The sequence below is a fragment of the Pseudonocardia pini genome, assembly GCF_013870575.1.
Classification (GTDB): domain Bacteria; phylum Actinomycetota; class Actinomycetes; order Mycobacteriales; family Pseudonocardiaceae; genus Pseudonocardia; species Pseudonocardia pini.
Genome location: NZ_JACBXB010001174.1, coordinates 1 through 1,170 on the forward strand (window position 1 = coordinate 1; position 1,170 = coordinate 1,170).

The window sequence follows — 1,170 nt, forward strand, 5'->3', positions numbered from 1 at the left end:
AGACGCGTCGGCAGGCCGCGACGGCCAGGAGACAGGCCGCCGAGGCGCGGGAGCAGGCTCTCCGCGAGGCCGCGGAGACGCGCGAGGTGGCTCTGCGCCAGGCAGCGCAGGCCCGTCGGGCGGCTGCCGCGGAGCGCGAGCGCGCCCAGGTGGAGCCGGCGGCCACGCTCGACCGGCTCCGCAGCGGACACTGACCGCGGTTCCGTACCGTGGAGCCGTGAGCAGGCCGCCCTTCGGGATCTACGTCCACGTGCCCTTCTGCGCGTCCCGCTGCGGCTACTGCGACTTCAACACCTACACGGCGTCCGAGCTCGAGGGCTCCGGCTCCTCCCCGGACACCTGGCTGGCCGCCGTGCGCCGGGAGCTGGCGCTGGCGCGGCGGACCGTGGGGGAGCGTGCGGTCGACACGGTGTTCGTCGGCGGCGGCACGCCGTCGCTGATCGGCGCCGAGCGGCTGGGCACGGTGCTGGCCACGATCCGGGACGAGTTCGGGCTGGCCCCCGGCGCCGAGGTCACCACCGAGTCCAACCCCGAGTCGACCTCACCGGAGTTCTTCGCCGGGCTCGTCGAGGCCGGGTACACGCGGGTGTCGTTGGGCATGCAGTCGGCCGCCCCGCACGTCCTGCGGATCCTCGACCGCAGGCACACCCCCGGCCGGGCGGTCGAGGCCGCCCGCGAGGCCCAGGCGGCGGGGATCGGGCACGTCAACCTCGACCTGATCTACGCCACGCCGGGTGAGACCACCGCTGACCTGCGCGGATCGGTCGAGGCGGTGCTCGCGGCCGGGGTCGACCACGTGTCCGCCTACTCGCTGATCGTGGAGGACGGCACCGCGCTCGCCCGTCGCGTGTCCCGCGGCGAGCTCCCCGCCCCGGACGACGACGTCGCCGCCGAACGCTACGAGCTGATCGACGACCTGCTCTCCGCCGCGGGCCTGCACTGGTACGAGGTGTCGAACTGGGCGCGCTCGCCCGAGGCGGAGTGCCGACACAACCTCGGCTACTGGCTGGACGGCGACTGGTGGGGTGTCGGCCCCGGCGCCCACTCGCACCTTGCCGGGCGCCGTTGGTGGAACGTCAAGCACCCGGCCCGCTACGCCGCCGCGGAGGACCCGGAGGCGGACTTCGAGGTGCTGACCGCCGAGGAGCAGCACACCGAGCGGGTGATGCT

General features: G+C 74.7%; 2 protein-coding genes. Both read left to right on the top strand.

All coding sequences use genetic code 11. The annotated features are described in order from the left end of the window. Positions 1–194, top strand: a 194-nt coding sequence (locus H5J29_RS34555; protein ID WP_376768606.1) for a hypothetical protein, incomplete at its 5' end; no start/stop codon positions are given. A 23-nt stretch (positions 195–217) separates the two neighbouring features. Then, positions 218–1,170: radical SAM family heme chaperone HemW (gene hemW / locus H5J29_RS33580; protein WP_376768607.1), on the top strand; the 953-nt coding region annotated here is incomplete at its 3' end.